At 38.8% G+C, this 18,292-nt stretch carries 10 protein-coding genes; all 10 read left to right on the top strand.

Features of this window, described 5'->3' with window-relative positions:
* The first annotated feature begins 161 nt into the window (after nt 1–161).
* On the top strand, nt 162–2,258 hold the full coding sequence (locus ACFI34_RS00700; RefSeq protein ID WP_462672031.1) for a DUF1302 domain-containing protein: 2,097 nt from the start codon (nt 162–164) through the stop codon (nt 2,256–2,258).
* 13 nt (nt 2,259–2,271) lie between these two features.
* A complete protein-coding gene (locus ACFI34_RS00695; RefSeq protein WP_462672030.1) occupies nt 2,272–3,636 on the top strand; it encodes a DUF1329 domain-containing protein in 1,365 nt (454 codons plus the stop codon).
* Nucleotides 3,637–3,765: 129 nt separating this feature from the next.
* The gene (locus tag ACFI34_RS00690) at nt 3,766–4,761 is read left to right on the top strand and encodes a WD40/YVTN/BNR-like repeat-containing protein (protein WP_462672029.1); all 996 of its coding nucleotides are present in this window, start codon (nt 3,766–3,768) and stop codon (nt 4,759–4,761) included.
* Nucleotides 4,761–7,082, top strand: coding sequence for an efflux RND transporter permease subunit (locus tag ACFI34_RS00685; RefSeq protein ID WP_462672028.1), 2,322 nt, complete (start codon nt 4,761–4,763; stop codon nt 7,080–7,082). Before ACFI34_RS00690 ends, ACFI34_RS00685 begins: the two co-directional genes overlap by 1 nt.
* 208 nt (nt 7,083–7,290) lie before the next feature.
* A complete protein-coding gene (locus tag ACFI34_RS00680) occupies nt 7,291–12,132 on the top strand; it encodes an NAD-glutamate dehydrogenase (protein WP_462672027.1) in 4,842 nt (1,613 codons plus the stop codon).
* A gap of 120 nt (nt 12,133–12,252) precedes the next feature.
* Nucleotides 12,253–13,263 (top strand): quinone-dependent dihydroorotate dehydrogenase, encoded by a 1,011-nt coding sequence (gene pyrD, locus ACFI34_RS00675; RefSeq protein ID WP_462672026.1) that lies wholly within the window; start codon nt 12,253–12,255, stop codon nt 13,261–13,263.
* 122 nt (nt 13,264–13,385) lie between these two features.
* Nucleotides 13,386–13,916 carry a cell division protein ZapC gene (locus ACFI34_RS00670; protein ID WP_462672025.1) on the top strand — a complete coding sequence of 177 codons (531 nt, stop codon included), beginning with the start codon at nt 13,386–13,388 and terminating at the stop codon, nt 13,914–13,916.
* A gap of 90 nt (nt 13,917–14,006) precedes the next feature.
* Nucleotides 14,007–16,124 (top strand): bifunctional 23S rRNA (guanine(2069)-N(7))-methyltransferase RlmK/23S rRNA (guanine(2445)-N(2))-methyltransferase RlmL, encoded by a 2,118-nt coding sequence (rlmKL, locus tag ACFI34_RS00665; protein WP_462672024.1) that lies wholly within the window; start codon nt 14,007–14,009, stop codon nt 16,122–16,124.
* Complete coding sequence (locus ACFI34_RS00660; RefSeq protein WP_462672023.1) at nt 16,117–16,356, top strand: glutaredoxin family protein; 240 nt, start codon at nt 16,117–16,119, stop codon at nt 16,354–16,356. Before rlmKL ends, ACFI34_RS00660 begins: the two co-directional genes overlap by 8 nt.
* 15 nt (nt 16,357–16,371) lie before the next feature.
* Nucleotides 16,372–18,285 (top strand): ATP-binding cassette ATPase Uup, encoded by a 1,914-nt coding sequence (gene uup, locus ACFI34_RS00655; protein ID WP_462672022.1) that lies wholly within the window; start codon nt 16,372–16,374, stop codon nt 18,283–18,285.
* Nucleotides 18,286–18,292: the final 7 nt, after the last annotated feature.

Below are 18,292 nucleotides of genomic sequence, written 5' to 3'. Positions count from 1 at the left end.
GTATGACGTCTTACCAATACGTAAACGTCAGCTGACACACTAAATATATGACAGATTGAATGCGACTATTTGTAATTTATACAATTCGCTTCTATCGTTACGATTACACTAAAAACAATAACTTGATCACACAATATGACCCGCGACAGGGGGGAACCACAATGATAAGAAGATCGCTTTTTGTTAAAAACAAAATCGCTATAGGTTTAGCAGCCGCTAGTTTAGCCCTAACTACAGCAAGTTCACAGGCTGTAACATTTGACGCCGGAGGCTTTGATATAACCTTCGATTCAACTTTTTCTTACGGCCAAAGTATTCGTGTAGAAGATAGAGACTTTAGCTTAATAGGTAAAAGTAATAACCCTGCTTTTGATTGGACTGGTTATAACCCAGCCCTAAATACAGTTTACTCTTCACAAGATGTTTGGGCACAGCCTGGGTCGTATTCAAATAATGGTGACGCAGGTAATCTTAACTTTGACAGCGGTGATTCATTCTCCAAACTGTTAAAGGGAACACATGACCTTTCAATAAACAAAGATAACTACGGTCTATTTACTCGTTTTATGTACTTTTATGACTTTGCTTTGATGGATGGTGACTTTGCCTATGCAAACCCTACATCAGGTCAAAGCGTAGATCCTTGTGATGATGAAGATACAAAAGAGCAAAGCTGTGCAGACATTCGTCTACTTGATGCATTTGTTTGGGCTGATTTCGACTTAAACGACGGCAAAAACCCACTTTCAGTTCGTCTTGGTCAGCAAGTTGTTAACTGGGGGGAAAGCACGCTTATATCTCATGGTATAAATGTTAACCCTGTAGATATCGATAGATTGAAAGCGCCAGGCGCAGAGCTAAAAGAAGCATTTATTCCTGTTGGTATGCTTTGGGCATCATTGGGCATTACAGAAAACATTACTCTAGAAGGTTTTTATCAGTACCAATGGCATGAGACTCGCTTGCCAGCTGCTGGTACTTATTTTTCTACAAATGATTTTGCTGCAGAAAATGGTTACCAACAAAACGTTCAGCTAGGCTTTACGTCTAACCCTGATATAGATGTTGCATTTTTAACCGAAAGTTTAAATAACTTAACTGCAACCTATGCTCAAGTAGCTGCAGCTCAGGGGATTGATCCTACAAGTGCAGAAGGCCAAGCTTTACTAGCTAACATGTACCTAGCGCACCCAACCAAGGTTGCACTTAAAGGTAAAGGTAATAACGGTAAAACTGAACCAGATGATGGTGGTCAATATGGTTTACGATTAGGCATATTTTTGCCTGAATGGAACGACACTGAAATTGCGTTGTACCATGTAAATTACCACAGCCGTCGTCCTCTTATTTCAGGCCGTGTATCTAATTTCTCTCAAGCTGCCATTGCACAAGATTTAGCAATGATTTCTACAACAGAAATTACAGATGACAATGTTGCTGATTTGGTTGCATTTTCTAAAGCTGAGAATGACTACCCTGAAGATATAAAACTTTACGGTGTGAGTTTTAATACGACCATTGGCGAGACTGCGTTTGCAGGTGAGTTTGCCTTTAGACAAGACGAACCACTACAAATAGATGATGTAGAGTTACTTTACACTGCTATGCCTGAGCAATTAGCTGTTGCTGGTATTCGTCCTGATTTTGCGGGTATTTCGCAAATGAGCATCGGAGATGCAATCAGTTCAGTAGGTCCAGGTGAACTTGCAAAAGGTTATATTGAACGCGATACCTCACAAATACAGTTTACTGCCACTCATTTATTTGGCCCGTCATTGGGAGCTGATAGCTGGGCTGTTGTAGGTGAAGTGGGCGCTGTTAAAATTCACGATATGCCAGATTATGACGAAATGCGTTTAAATGTGTCAGGTACTGGCCGAAGTGGTGTTATTACTGGCCCAGGAACAACAGATTACTCTACATTGCATTTAGGTCTTTCAAACGGTCCTGAAGAAAAGTCGTTTGCAACGGGGTCATCTTGGGGTTACCGATTAATTGCAAAAGGTGATTATTTTGACCTTTACAACGGTATCAACTTTTCACCTCGCTTTGTATTTTCACATGACGTAAATGGTAATACACCAGATCCTATGTTCTTATTTATTGAAGATCGTAAGTCTTTGGGTGCTACTATGAACTTTAACTATCAAAATGCGTGGTCACTTGACGTGAGCTACAACTCATTTTGGGGCGGCGGTGGTGTAAACACCTTCTCAGACCGTGATTACGTTTCTTTCAATTTAAAATATTCTATTTAGGGGTAACATTATTATGCTTAAAAAACCTACCCTCATTGCAGCAGCTTTTGCTAGCCTGTTTGCAAGTAATGCTGCTTTAGCAAAACTATCAGCTGAAGAAGTAGCGCGTTTAGGTCAAGATTTAACGCCAATGGGCGCTGAAAAAGCAGGTAACGCTGACGGCACTATTCCAGCATGGAACAATGGTATCACTGCAGCTCCTGCAGGGTACGAAGTTGGTATGCATCACCTAGACCCTTTTTCAAGTGATAAAGTGCTTTTTACTATTGATAAAACAAACATCGATAAATATAAAGCTAACTTGAGCCCAGGCCAAATTGCTTTGTTTGAAGCATACCCCGACACGTTTAAAATGCCAGTATATGAAACTCGCCGTTCGGCCTCATACCCTCAGTTTGTTTATGATGCAACTAAAGAGTTTGCACCTACTGCTGAATTAATTGAAGGCGGTAATGGGATTAAGAACACAGCCATTGGCATTCCATTTCCAATTCCTAAAACAGGTTTAGAAGCAATTTGGAACCATTTATTACGTTTTAGAGGTGAGTCAGTTGAGCGTTTTGGTGGCCAAGCAGCACCTACAGCATCAGGTTCTTACAACTATGTTGGTTTTGATGAACAACTACTTGTTAAATACTCTGATCCAAGTGCTACACCTGCTGAGCTTCAAGACTCAAACATATTGTTTAAATTTAAACAAAGCGTTACTCAGCCAGCTCGACTTGCTGGTACAGCCCTATTGGTACATGAAACAATGGACCAAATATTAACGCCTCGCCAAGCATGGACATATAACTCTGGCCAGCGTCGTGTTCGTCGTGCACCTAATGTTGCCTATGATGCACCGGGTACAGCAGCAGATAGCTTACGTACTACTGATGACTTTGACATGTTTAATGGCTCGCCAAATCGCTATAATTGGACACTTAAAGGTAAGCAAGAACTATATGTTCCATATAACAGCTACAAACTTCACAGTGACAAGCTTGAGTACGATGATATTTTAAAACCAGGTCATATAAATCCTGAGCACACACGTTATGAAAAACACCGTGTTTGGGTCGTAGAGGCTAACCTTAAAGATGATACGCGTCACATTTATAAAAAACGTGTTTTTTACATAGATGAAGACAGCTGGCAAGTAACAGTAACAGATATTTATGATAACCGTGACCAACTTTACCGTGTAGCAATGGCCTATGGTCTTAACTACTATGAAGTACCTACTCAGTGGAGTACGTTAGAGGTTTATCATGATTTGAATTCACGTCGTTACTTAGCTATTGGTTTAGATAACCAAGAAAAAATGTACGATTTCTCAAAATCATTTAATGATAACGAGTTTACATCTAGCGCATTACGCCGCGCAGGTAGATAAGTTAAAAGTAGGCACCTAGTCGTAAGTTAGGTGCCTTTTTCCTTTCTCATCGCGTTTGTCTTTCAACGCAAAAACTTTTCCTCGTTTACAAAGACAAACACTCCTTTCAGTTCAAGGCGATTAAAATTTATGAAGTATTTGGTATGTGCCAGCCTGATTATAAGCGGTGCGAGTTTTGCTCAAGATACACCAAAAAACGCAATTAGTGTGCCTAATGCACAAAAAACACTATTAACTGACATTATCGATACAGGCAATCAATTAGTTGCTGTAGGTAAACATGGCACAGTTATAAAAAGTACAAATGGTGAAGTGTGGCAACAAGCAGAATTAGTGCCTACGCAAGTGTTATTAACCGCTGTTGATTTTAGTGATGAAAACAACGGTTGGGCATGTGGGCACGATGCCACAATTATTAATACTGTTGATGGTGGTAATAATTGGCAATTACAACAGGCTAAGCCTTCTTTAGATAAACCGTGTTTAGATATTTTATTTAAAGATAAATTAGAAGGCTTTGCCGTGGGTGCGTATGGCATGTTTTACCATACTACTGATGGTGGTAAACAATGGGAAAAACGATTTTTAGATTCTTTATTGTTCAGTGAAGACAGGGATTATTTAAACGACTTAAAAGACAATGATCCTCAGGGATACGAGGCCGAAACAGCATCAATCCTGCCACATTTTAATCGAATTGAACAAACTTCTGAAGGCTTAATGCTTGTTGGTGAGATGGGCTTACTAGCGAGAAGCACAGATAACGGTAAAACTTGGCTGCGTCTTGAAGAAATATACCCAGGTTCTTTCTTCGCTTTTAATTCAGATAATTCTCAAGAGGTAGTCGCAGGGCTTAGAGGTAATGTTTTCAGCAAGCAGCGTGATGAAGAAGAGTGGCTTCACCTTGAAAGTACTAAAGCTGCTACTGTAAACAGCATTATTAATTACAATAACAAACAGTGGTTAATGCTAGCAAATAGCGGGGTGATTTTTCACTTACAGGATGGTTTATTAACTCATGAGCAACTTGCCGATGGTAAAGCGATACTTGATGGTGTGATTAAAAATAATAAATTGGTAATGGCTACTGAAGATGGCATTAAAGTGAAGGAGTTGACCCCTTAATGCATACTATTTTAGATTTTATAGAAAAAGCGATTTTTAGACATCGCTTAGTTGTGCTTATAAGTTTTGCAATTATTACTTGTTTGCTTATTTTTAAAGCCACGCACATTCAACTAGATGCTTCATTTAATAAAAATATCCCTTTAAATCACGAATACATGAAAGTGTATACCAAGCATGAAAAGCAGTTTGGTGGTGCGAATAGTATTTTAATTTCAGTGTGTGATGACAGTGGTAACATATTCAATCCAGAATTTTTTACTCAGTTAAAAGCTGTTCATGATCAGCTTTATTTTATACCCGGTGTAAACAGACCGCTCGTAAACTCTATATTTGCTCCTAGCGCCCGATTTGTCGAAGTGGTTGAGGATGGTTTTGCCGGTGGCCCAATTATTCCTGCAAACTTTAAGGCAAACGAACGTGGCTTAGCCGTTGTTAAAGAAAATATAGAAAAAGCAAAAGTTGTTGGTCGTATGATTGCAAGCGACTATTCGTGTGCAATGGTAACAGCGCAATTATTAGAAACTGACCCACAAACGCAAGAAAAGTTAGACACGTTAGCCTTTGCAGCAAAGCTCGAAACAGAGTTAAGAGAGCCTCTGAGTACCGATAAAGTGAGTATTCATATTATCGGTTTTGCAAAGATGGCTGGTGATATTGCCGAAGGGGCTAAAGGCGTTGTGTTATTTTTTGCAATTGCCATAGCCTTCACATTTATTATGGTTTGGCTGTTCTGTGGAAGCTTAAAGCTTACATTATTACCCATTGCGTGCTCTATTATTGCGGTTGCATGGCAGTTAGGGTTGCTTTCAAGCCTCGGCTTTGGACTTGATCCAATGTCGATATTAGTTCCATTTTTAGTATTTGCTATTGGTGTTAGCCATGGCGTGCAAATGATAAATGCGATAGGTAAAAAAGTAAGCGAAGGGAAAAGTACGCGAGTTTGCTGTCAATCAAGTTTTAGAGCGCTTTTAATTCCAGGTGGTATTGCTCTTTTATCAGACACTGTTGGCTTTTTAACTTTGTTGACGATTGACATAGGCATTATCCGTGAGCTTGCAATTACTGCTAGCTTAGGTGTAGCGGTTATTATATTTACTAACTTAATTCTATTGCCTGTTTGGGCATCATACATGCAATTTGAAAATAGTATTCATATTCAATCAGGTGATGCTAACAAGCCAAATATACTTGATAAAGTTAGGGATTTATTGGTAAAAGCAACCGATCCTAAAGTAGCTAAAATCATTATTGGCTTTACGCTTGTCTTATTTGCTTTGGGTTACTGGCAAGCTGATAAAATGCGGATAGGTGATTTGCATGCAGGTGCTCCGTCACTTCATCAAGATGCTCGCTATAACCAGGATACTTTTTTAATATCGGACAGGTACACTATTTCATCAGATATTTTAAAAGTGATAGTTGAAGCTTACCCAGCAGCATGTACAGAATATGACGTAATGGAGCGCATTAGCCGTTTTCAATACAAAGTTGAAAATGTTGCAGGTGTTCAATCTGCAGTTAGTTTAAGTTCGGTTGCTCAGTCTGTTAATGCGGGTTACAACGAAGGTAATTTAAAATGGCAGAGCTTGCCGCGCAATTCGGCTTCATTAGTGCAGTCTACAGCACGTGTTGAAACAAGCACAGGTTTACTGAACGGTGATTGTTCTGTCATGCCCGTTATTATCTTTTTAGATGATCACAAAGCGCAGACTATCGACCGCGTTATTGCAAGCGTTAAACAGTTTGCAAATGAAGAAGGGACAGAAAAGCTTGCATTTAAATTAGCGTCTGGTCCTGTCGGCGTAATGGCCGCTACAAACGAGTCAGTGTCTGAGGCCCAAATACCAATGATGCTATATGTATACGGTGCTGTTATTGCATTATGCTTACTGAGTTTTAGAAGCGTAAAAGCGACTATTGCTGTGGTGTTACCGCTTTATATAGTATCAACGCTTGCACAAGCGTTAATGGTACAGCTAGAAATTGGCCTAACAGTATCAACCTTACCAGTTATTGCCCTAGGTGTAGGTATTGGTGTGGATTACGGTATTTATATACTTTCGTCGATGATGGGGCAGCTTAAACAAAATGTACCATTGTCGATTGCTTATCGTAATGCACTCATTGAACGCGGTAGTGCGGTACTATTTACCGGTATTACTCTCGCCATTGGTGTAAGCACATGGATTTTTTCTGATTTGAAATTCCAAGTTGATATGGGAATACTTCTTACCTTCATGTTTTTAGTGAATATGTTAGGTGCAGTGCTGTTATTACCTGCAATTGGAAGTCTTCTGTGGACCGACCAGAAAAAATAATGTGAATAATATTGCTCCTAAATGGCCACTATTGGCCATTTATATCTATAATTTGTGAATAGATGACCAAATAGCTGAAAAGCTTGAAATGTTTTCATCGAAAAAGCTGTTTATTAGCTGTAAAAGGGTTAGAATTTATCTGACTCCACACTAATAAATGGCTGTACAAATTCCTGCTCTTGAGCAGTAATAGATTAAGGAACATACAATGACACGAAATGAAGGCCAAGCCTCGGTTATCCTAGATAATGTCTGTAAGCTTATCCAGAAAAAAGTTCACGCTGATAATGTGTTACTCGTTGAGAAATTCGCCAAAGCCTTGTACAGCAATATGTCTAAAGAGGATTTGGCAAATCGAAACGACAGTGACTTATACGGTGCTGCACTCAGCCTTTGGAATTCGCTAGAAAAAAATACTACTGACGACGCCGTTATTCGCGTTTTCAACCCCGAAGTGGCAAAAGATGGCTGGCAGTCATCACATACCATCGTAGAAATTATTGCTAAAGATATGCCTTTTTTAGTTGATTCTGTTCGTATGGCCATGACTCGTGAAAATATTGCCTCTCACTTATTACTTCATAGCCCACTTAAAATTCAACGCGATGACAACGCTAAAATTTCAGGCTTATCTAATTTAAAAGCAGAGCAAGAATCTACATCTACAAAAACGGTTTTCTTCATAGAAATTGATCGCCAAACAGACTCATCTGCTATTGAGTCTTTCAAAAAAGAATTAGAATCCGTACTTGTTGATGTTTCTGTTGCAGTTGAAGACTGGCAGCCAATAAGAAGAAAACTAATTGAAGTAAGTAAAGAGCTACCTAAGCGCCGCCACGGCAAAAATAAAAGTGAAGTGGCAGAAACCGTTGAATTTTTAGATTGGCTAGTTAGCGATAATTTCACCCTTATGGGCTATCGTGAATATGAGTTAAGCCCTGTTCAGGGGGATTATCAGCTTAAAGGTAAAATGGATACAAGTTTAGGGTTGTTAAAAAACTCTACTGAAGAGCATACTCGCTTGCTTTCTGAGTTACCTGAGGTGGCTCGCCAGGAAGCGCGCAGCAGTAATTTATTGATCCTAACTAAAACTAATTCACAGTCTCGTGTTCATCGTCCCGCTTATATCGATTACGTTGGTGTAAAACGTTTTGATGATGAAGGGAATGTTATTGGTGAAGACCGTTTTATTGGTTTATTTTCATCTAATTTTTATAATAATAGTGCTGCTGATGTTCCTGTTTTAAAAAGCAAAATTACTCGCATAATGGATATGTGTGATTTTGCAAAAGGCACACACGCTTACAAAGCGGTATTAAATATTTTAGAAACTTACCCGCGTGATGAGTTAGTACAAGCACGCGAAAATGAGTTACTTGAAGTTGCAACCGGTGTATTACAAGTGCAAGAGCGTGATATGTGTCGCTTATTTGTGCGAAAAGATGCCTATGGTCGTTTTTTTTCTTGTATGGTTTATGTTCCTCGCGAGCGCTACAACACAGCCCTGCGCAGGGAAACTCAAGATATTTTAGGCAATGCATTTAATTCTGACGAAAAAGTCGAATTTACCACTTACTTCTCCGAGTCAACACTAGCACGTACTCATTACACTGTTCGTGTGACTGACAACAATATCGAATTTAATGTGAAAGACATCGAAAATAATTTAATAGAAGCTGCCCGTACTTGGGAAGACAAACTACAATCTGCGCTCTTGGAGTCTGCAGGTGAAGCGCGTGGAAATGATTTAAACCGTAAATATTGTAACGCATTCGCCCGTTCATACAAAGATGAAGTGCTACCGAGTGCCGCAGTAGTAGATATTGAAAAACTAGAGCTATTAAGTGAAGAAAATAAACTTGAGATGCTTTTTTATCGCCCTCAAGAGGAGGCGAATACTAATATTGTGCGCTTGAGCTTATTTCATAAAGATGAGCCAATTCATTTGTCAGATGTAATGCCAATGCTAGAAAACTTTGGTTTACGTGTAATAGGTGAAACACCTTACTCGGTTAAAACAAGCGATGGCCGAATTAATTGGATCATGGATTTCTCTATGCTGATTGACAGTAAAGGGATGGATGATTTTGATAAGGTGTCTGCTCGTTTTCGTGCGGCTTTAACCAATGTATGGAATAACCGTTTAGAAAATGACGGTTTTAACCGTTTAGTGCTAATGGGCGGCTTAACGGGTCGTGAAGCCTCTATTTTACGTGCTTATGCTAAATACATGCGCCAAATTGGTGTTACTTTTTCTCAAACATATATTGAAAGCACGTTTGCTAACTATCCACATATTGCGTCTCAAATCGTTAACTTATTCGCTAAACGCTTTTCTGTGAACAGCCCTGCGAGCTCTAAAACACTGGACAAGTTAATAGCACAAATTTACCTTGAGCTGGAAAATGTAGCCAACCTTGATGATGACCGTATTATACGTTTATACGTAGATATGATTGTGGCTACGCTGCGCACTAACTACTATCAAAAAGACGCTCAGAACCAATTTAAATCTTATGTATCATTTAAAATACAACCTAGTTTGATCCCTGACGTACCGTTACCGTTACCTGCTTTTGAAATATTTGTTTATTCGCCTCGTGTTGAAGGCGTACATTTACGCTTTGGTAAGGTAGCTCGCGGTGGACTACGTTGGTCAGACCGTCGTGAAGATTTCCGAACAGAAGTTTTGGGCTTAGTTAAAGCGCAACAAGTTAAAAATACCGTAATTGTACCTGTTGGCTCTAAAGGTGGATTTGTTTGTAAACAGCTACCATCAGAGCGCGATGCTTTCATTAAAGAAGGCCAAGAGTGTTATAAAATCTTTATTAGAGGTTTACTAGATATTACTGACAATATTGCACGTGGTGAAATAGTGCCAGCAAGTAATGTTGTTCGTCATGATGAAGATGATGCTTATTTAGTCGTGGCAGCCGATAAAGGCACGGCAACGTTTTCTGATATCGCTAACGGCATTGCAAATGAGTACAACTTTTGGCTTGGTGATGCCTTTGCATCGGGTGGTTCTGTAGGTTACGACCATAAAAAAATGGGCATAACCGCTAAAGGTGCATGGGAGTCTGTTAAGCGTCACTTCCGTGAGATGGATATTGACTGTCAAAGTACTGATTTTACAGTAGTTGCCATTGGTGATATGGCTGGAGACGTATTTGGTAATGGTATGTTGCTGTCTAAGCACATTCGTTTACAAGTTGCATTTAACCATATGCATATATTTGTTGACCCTAACCCTGATGCCTCAAAATCGTATGTAGAGCGTGAACGTTTATTTAATATGCCTCGTTCTTCGTGGGAAGACTACAACAAGGATCTTATTTCAGCCGGCGGTGGTATTTTTTCTCGAGCTGCAAAATCGATTACCCTTAGCCCAGAAATGAAAAAAATGCTGGGTACTAAAAAAGCAAGCATGACACCAAATGAGTTGATGAAAGCATCGTTAATGATGGAATTTGATTTACTTTGGAATGGTGGTATTGGTACATACATTAAGCACACAAAAGAGACCGATGCTGACGTAGGCGACCGAGCAAACGACGCGCTACGTATAAACGGTAAAGAATTAGGTGCTAAAGTACTAGGTGAAGGTGGTAACCTAGGTGCTACGCAACTTGGACGCATAGAATTTGCAGAACAAGGCGGACGCGTAAATACTGACTTTATTGATAACGTTGGCGGCGTTGCTTGTTCAGATAATGAAGTAAATATTAAAATTTTACTTAATGGTTTAGTTGCTGAAGGTGATTTAACACTTAAGCAGCGTGATGAACTGCTTTATTCTATGACTGATGAAGTATCAGAATTGGTATTAAAAGACTGTTATCGTCAAACACATACAATTTCAATCACGCAATCTCGTGGTACATCGACACTTAAGGAAAAAATTCGCTTTATTCATGCCCTTGAGAAAGATGGTAAATTAGACCGTGCGATAGAGTTTATTCCAAGTGATGAAGAGTTAGCAGAGCGAGCAGCATCAGGCAAAGACTTGACGCGTCCTGAGCTTTCAGTATTAGTTTCATACGCTAAAATGGTGTTAAAAGATTCGCTTGTAACGGATGAAATTACAGAAAACCCGTATTATCGCCAATTACTTGTTAAATCATTCCCACGTCCACTTCGTGAGAAATTTAATGATGCCATGAATAATCACCCACTTCGTAAAGAAATTATAGCAACCAAACTTGCTAATAATATTGTTAATGACATGGGCTTAAATTTCATGGTTCGTATGCACGAAGAAACAGGTGCTAGCGAATCTGAAATTGCAATGTGTTACTCAATTGCCAGTGAAATTTTTGAAATGCGTGATACGTGGTCATCAATCAGCGCTTTAGATAATAAAATTCCAGCGGCTGTACAAACAGAAATGCTTTATCAGCTTCGTAGAACTGTTCGCAGAGCAACTCGTTGGTTCTTGCGTCATCGCAATAAATCACAATCGATTGAGCAAGGTATTGAGTACTTCTCACCAACATTTAGTGATTTGAGTGATAACTTGAACACTTATATTGTTGAAAAGGAAAGTGCTCGCATAGATGAAGCTGCAACTAAGTTAACTGATAGTGGAGTACCATTAGATATAGCTAAGCGCATCGTTTCATTATCTAGCTTGTTCTCGGTGATGGACTTAGCAGAAATTGCTAATAATTCGCGTAGAGGCATTGCTATGGTGTCTAATACTTACTTTAAGCTTGGTGCAAGAATGGGCTTACATTGGTTCTTAGATCAAATAACTAACCAACCTGTTGCTAACCATTGGCAAGCGTTGGCGCGTTCATCTTATCGTGAAGAGTTAGATTGGCAGCAACGAACATTAGCTCAGGTTGTTTTAAATAGCTTTGAAGCAGATGAAAAAGACGTTGATTACCAAATTGATGAGTGGATGGATAAGCAAGAGTTATTACTTACTCGTTGGAAGCAAATGCTGGCTGAATTTAAAACGTCGCAAAGTCATGATTTTGCCAAGTTCTCAGTGGCATTGCGTGAACTAATGCTATTGAGTCACAATTGTGATACACCAGCAAAATAAAATAATTACGCGCATTATTATTTATTAACTAAGTAATAAGCTAATTATTAAAAATGTTATATAATACCTCAGCCTTGACTGAGGTATTTTTTTGTCTGTAATTTAAAGAGGAATATATTCATGTTTTACGATTTAGCTCGCCGTTTTATGTTTACCCGTGATGCGGAGTGGGCACATGAATTTGCTCTTAATAATTTAAGCCGCTTTGCCAACACGCCTTTGAGTGCCGCATGGTCGCAATCTGTAGCAGATAAGCCCGTTAACTTTTTAGGTCTTGAATTTAAGAATCCAGTTGGATTAGCAGCAGGTTTAGATAAAAATGCAGAGTGCATAGATGCATTTAGCCAAATGGGTTTTGGTTTTATAGAGGTGGGTACTGTTACACCTCGCCCGCAAGCCGGAAACGATAAACCCCGTATATTTAGATTGCCAGAGTCAAACGCTATTATTAATCGTATGGGTTTTAATAATAAAGGTGTTGATAATTTAATTAGTAATGTAAAAGCAGCAAAGTACAACGGCATATTAGGTATTAATATAGGTAAAAATAAAGATACCCCTAATGAGCAAGGTAAAGACGATTACATACACTGTATGAGAAAAGTTTTTGAGCATGCCTCTTATATTACCGTGAATATCTCTTCACCAAACACACCCGGCCTGAGAGATTTACAATACGGTGCTGCACTTGATGATTTATTGCAAAGTCTTAAAAATGAGCAGCTAGATTTAATTTCAAAACATAATAAGCAAGTTCCGATGCTTGTTAAAATTGCCCCGGATCTTGATCCTATTCAAATCGAACAGGTAAGTGAATCACTGCTAAACAATAAAATTGACGGGGTAATTGCAACTAATACAACACTAGAACGAAGTGATGTGATTGGTCAGCAGTATGCTGAGGAGGCCGGTGGTTTATCAGGACACCCTGTAAGAACACGTTCTACAGAAGTAGTTAGTGAATTAAAACGATTAACAAAAGGCCAGTTACCTATTATTGGTGTTGGCGGAATTGATGATGCTAATTCAGCTAAAGAGAAGTTTAATGCGGGTGCTAGTTTAGTCCAGGTTTATACAGGTTTTATTTATAAAGGCCCAGAATTGGTAAAATCGATCGTAAACGGCTTATAAGGATCAGTTATCTAAGCTTTTGATCGTTCGATAAATGTTCTAAGCATTTATGTATAAAATGGTCAAAAGCAGTTATACTTTGAACTGATACTATTTTTAATAAAGCCCACAAGGAGGAGCAAATGTTACAAGCATCAAAGCAATGGCAGTGGATTGCTTGTCCTAATAAAAATCGTTTATTACTTGATTTGAACGATGAAATGCAGCTTTGCACACCTTATAAAATAAGGCAGTTAACAGATTTAGTTATCAAAAACCCTAACTTTAGTTTAGAAGATGCTGCATTTTACGAACAAGTTTATAATTATCTGGACGGGTTTGAAATCTGGTCTAGTGCACAAATATGTCAAATAGCGTTAAATGCTACAGCGGTTAAGTTTCATTTAAAACCTGTGCTAGCAAAAAGCTGGTTTTTTAATGAATATACCGGCAGCCAACCCAGTGTTGAAGCAGTCGTTAAATTAGTTTCTAAGGCGCAAACGGGCGATTTTTTGATTGTCGATCACTGTAGTGATGCTTCGGTTTGCTTAAATTTAAGCGAGAATTTTCAATTAGACGAAAATTTATCTCTTGCTCAATTTGAAGTTATCAAAATTTTAAATAATCGCGTTCATCCCATCTTACCTCAGCAAATTAAATTTAAAACTGCCTAAGTAATTTACGCTATTAAGCATGTGTTATGGCGTGTTTGTCCCTCAACCTATGGTATAATCCTGCGCAATTAGCTATTAAGGGTTACTACTTTGCAATTTATCGCACTTACTTCTATCGGAATCGAAAATTTATTGGTTGATGAGTTAACAGAACTTGGCGCTGCTGTATCTAAGCAAACTGTTGGTTCTGTTCGTTTTGAGGCTGACTCATTACTGGCGCAAAAGGTTTGTTTATCAAGCCGTTTTGCAACTCGTGTGCTTATGCTTATTGAAGAAAAAGAAGGCGTTGACGATAAAGATAGCTTGTATAAATTTGCTCGTTTTCAACCTTGGCAAGAATGGTTTGGCCCAACGCAAACATTTGCTGTAGATTTTAACGGTACTAATGATTCGTTAAAGAATACACAGTTTTCTGGTTTAGTAATTAAAGATGCAATTGTTGACTACTTTAATGATTTGTATGAGCAACGCCCTAATGTTGATAAACAGGATGCCAATGTTCGTGTTGTTGCACGTTTAAATCGTCACGGTGTTTCTCTTTACATTGACTACTCAGGACCAAGGCTATCTGAACGTGGGTATCGACAGGGACAAGGTAAAGCGCCAATAAAAGAGCATTTAGCGGCTGCAATTATTAAACGCAGCGGATGGTTAGATAACGTTAAACAACCTCTGTTTGACCCATGTTGTGGTGCGGGTACTATTTTAATAGAAGCCGCAGGTATGGCACGTAATGAAGCGCCAGGTTTGTTTCGTGAAGGCTTTGCTTTTGAGCGTTTACCTAGTTTTAGAGTGGCAAAATTTAAAGCGTTAAAAGAAGAACTACTTGCAAATATAACCGACCCGAAACTTTGGCTAATAGGCCACGACTACGATGCTCAGGTATTAAGTAAAGCCATTGATAATGCAAAGCGTGCCGAGCTTGATGACATAATTAAATTTAAGCAAAGCGACGCAACAAAGTTAACCGCAGTAGCTAAATTACCAGGTGTGGTTATTTCAAATTTGCCTTATGGTGAACGTATTGGCTCTATGGCTGAGTTAGTTGATTTACACCGTAATTTAGGTGTCGGCTTTAAAAAGCATTTTAACCATTGGAAACTGGCGTTATTGGGCATGGATGAGAGTTTATTTAAACTTTTAAAGCTTGTTAAATTAAAACGTTATAAATTTAAAAATGGTCCATTAGATGTAGAGCTTAACTTATATCAACTAGATGACAAGCAAGTCAGCTTGACGACTGATGACAAAAAAGCCCTTAATTATGAAGGTTCAATGTCGTTTGCTAACCGTCTTAAAAAAAATAAACAAGGCCTTAAAAATTGGTTAAAGCAAAACAAAGTCGACGCGTATCGCGTTTATGATGCTGATATTCCAGAATACAATGTAGCGGTTGATGTATATAACGACAGCGCTGTAATTTTTGAGTACGCGGCACCGAAAGAAATAGATGAAAAAGTGTCTGATAAGCGTCTTCAGGACGTCATTAGCTTAACAGCGCAACAACTAAACATAGCACCTGAAAACATTGCCGTAAAAGTTCGCAAAAAGCAAAAAGGTGAAGAGCAATACACCCCTATGGCTAAGCAAAATAGAACGATGGTTGTTGAAGAGTTTGGTGCTAAATTTAAGGTTAATTTATTTGATTATCTAGACACGGGGTTATTTTTAGATCATCGTTTGGTTCGTCGCTACATTCAAGAAAATGCCAAGGACAAACGTTTTTTAAATTTATTTGCCTACACAGGAAGTGCATCAGTTCATGCAGCCATTGGTGGGGCAAAGGCTATAACCACAGTTGATTTATCCAAAACCTATTTAAAATGGGGCCAAGATAATTTTGATTTAAATAATATTAGCAACATGCGTTACCGTTTTGAGCAAGCAGATTGCCTTAAATGGCTAGAGCATGCGACTGCGCAATATGACTTAATATTTCTTGATCCACCAACATTTTCAAATTCAAAGCGAATGAAAGATGCGTTTGATGTTCAGAGTGATCACATTAAGTTACTAACTTGGGTTAAAAAAATTCTTAGCCCGTCTGGAACATTGATTTTTTCTAACAACAAACGTGGCTTTGTTATGGATGAAGTTGGATTGATTGGTTTAGGTTTAAAAGCCATTAATATTTCTGAGAAAACACTCTCACCAGACTTTAAGCGTAATAAAAAAATTCATAACAGCTGGTTAATTACCCATGGCTAAGTGGACTCTATACCATACGGAAGGGTGTCATTTATGTGAACAAGCCTACGCACTAATAACACCGTTATTAATGAGCGAGGACAGTTTATTGTTAACAGACATAATGACTGACAAACAGCTTATTGCGCAATATCAGGTAAGTATTCCTGTTTTAAAAAATGAACATGGCCAACAATTGTTTTGGCCTTTTACTGCAGAACAAGTGCAAATATTTTTAGCACTGGCAGATTAAGAGCATTGTAGAATTATGGATTTAATAAGAATTTCGAAAGCACAGCTTGCCTTTGGTACACATGCGTTACTTAACAACGCAGATGCTGTTATTGAAAGTGGTGAGCGAGTTTGTATTGTGGGGCGTAATGGCGCAGGTAAATCAACGCTGTTAAAAGTATTAGACGGCCAAGTAATATTGGATGATGGTGAAATAAACCAGCTCGGTGGTTTAAAGATCTCTCGTCTTGAACAAGATCCACCTAAAGGGGCCAGCGGTACCGTATTTGATTATGTTGCCCAAGGTATGCCAGAAATTGCTAATTTACTTATCGATTATCACCATGTGAGTAATGAACTGCAAACTGAATGTACCGATCAATTATTAAATAAACTTGAGCGCTTATCTAATAAGTTAGAAGCCGCTGATGGCTGGCGCTTCGATAGCCGTATTCAATTAGTATTAACTAAGCTTGAGCTGACACCTGATGCGAAGCTTGAATCACTTTCAGGTGGGTGGTTACGTAAGGTTGCACTGGCACGTGCATTAGTTAGTGAGCCAGACTTGTTGCTATTAGACGAACCAACAAACCACTTAGATATGACAAGTGTGATGTGGTTAGAGCAGTTCTTAAAAGACTTTAAAGGTGGGATTGTATTTATATCTCACGATCGTGCGTTTATTCGTGCAATTGCTACGCGTATTTTGGATTTAGACCGCGGCAAACTTATTTCATATCCAGGTGACTACGCCACTTATCTAGAACAAAAAGCGCATGACTTAAAAGTAGAAGAAAGTCAAAATGCACTCTTTGATAAACGATTAGCTGAAGAAGAAGCGTGGATCCGTCAGGGCGTAAAAGCACGGAGAACTCGTAATGAAGGCCGTGTTCGTGAATTAAAACAATTGCGTAATGAGCGTAAGCAACGAGTTGATCAAGTTGGTAAAACAGATTTCAATATTGAAACCGCAGACCGCTCAGGTAAGTTAGTTTTTGAAGCTAAGCATTTATCTCATGCTTTTAAAGAGAAAACGATTGTAAGCGATTTTTCTACTTTAGTTATGCGTGGCGACCGTATCGGTTTAGTCGGTCCTAATGGTGTAGGAAAAACAACATTATTAAAACTAATGTTTGGTGACTTAGCACCTGACAGCGGTGAAACTAAGCAGGGTGTTAACCTAGAATTTGCTTATTTTGATCAATACCGTGAAAAGTTAGACGAAGAAGCAACAGTACAAGACAATGTTGCAGAAGGTAAGCAAGAGGTTATGATGGGTGGTCGCTCTCGTCATGTATTAGGTTACTTACAAGACTTTTTGTTTCCACCTGCGCGCGCTAGAACACCCGTTAAGGCCTTATCTGGCGGCGAAAAAAACCGATTGTTACTTGCTAAGCTATTTTTAAAACCATCGAATATCTTGGTATTGGATGAGCCAACCAATGATTTAGACATTGAAACACTTGAGCTGTTAGAAGACATTATTAATCAGTATCAAGGTACCGTGATTATTGTAAGCCATGACCGTGAATTTATCGATAATACATGCTCTAGTGTATGGGCATTTGAAGGTAACGGAAAAGTGACAGATATAGTCGGCGGTTATAGTGACTATGAAGCTTATGTAAGTTATTTAGCAGAACAAGAAAAACAAGCTGTTCAACCAGCTGCAAAAAAAGTGGAAAAGCAACCGACCCCTGTTGCAAAGCCAGCCGCTAAAACGAATAAGCTTTCTTACAAATTAAAACTTGAATTAGAGCAGTTGCCTAATAAAATGGAGCAACTTGAAGCTGACGTAGAAGCCCAGCAAAATGTGGTAAGCGATCCTGACTTTTTTAAACAAGACAGTGACATAACAACCAAAGCATTGAACCATTTAGCACAACTTGAGTCTGACCTTGAAGCCGCTTTTGAGCGATGGGAAGAACTTGAAGAATTACAGAATCAGTAGTAAGGAC

This window comes from Pseudoalteromonas sp. PSi26, from assembly GCF_054960575.1.
Note: the sequence above shows the minus strand (reverse complement) of the source record. Positions and strands in the feature narration are given on the sequence as shown.